This window comes from Bremerella sp. JC817 (assembly GCF_040718835.1).
Classification (GTDB): Bacteria; Planctomycetota; Planctomycetia; order Pirellulales; family Pirellulaceae; genus Bremerella.
In genome coordinates this window covers 1-365 of sequence record NZ_JBFEFG010000062.1, presented here as the reverse complement: position 1 = coordinate 365, position 365 = coordinate 1, and the positions used below count along the sequence as shown (strand labels likewise).

Here is a 365-nt window from a genome sequence, read left to right as displayed (position 1 = left end):
TCGCGGCCAATTTTGGGGGAGGGTAGCGACTGTGACAGCCGCAGCGAGTTCGAGAAGGGCGGCGGCGTCCCCTGCCTGATCGCCACCGGCGACGGCTGCTCCGAAGCGGGCAAGGCCCTGGCCCTGGCCTACGCCAAGGGGATCGGCGGCACCCGCGGCGGCGTGCTCGAGACCACCTTCGCCGAGGAGACCGAGACCGACCTCTTCGGCGAGCAGGTCGTCCTCTGCGGCGGCGTCTCCCACTTGATGGCGTCGACAATGTTCGATTTGCCGGAACCATTGGGGCCGACAACCACCGTGATTCCCTCAGGGAATTCCAGGCGCCGACATGCACTTCATTCACGAACGTTCGACCAAAACCGGTC

At 66.0% G+C, this 365-nt stretch carries 1 pseudogene; it reads left to right on the top strand.

From position 1 onward, the window contains the following. Nucleotides 1-249 (top strand): annotated as a pseudogene (locus tag AB1L30_RS00290) (hypothetical protein); the annotation flags it as partial. Nucleotides 250-365: the final 116 nt, after the last annotated feature.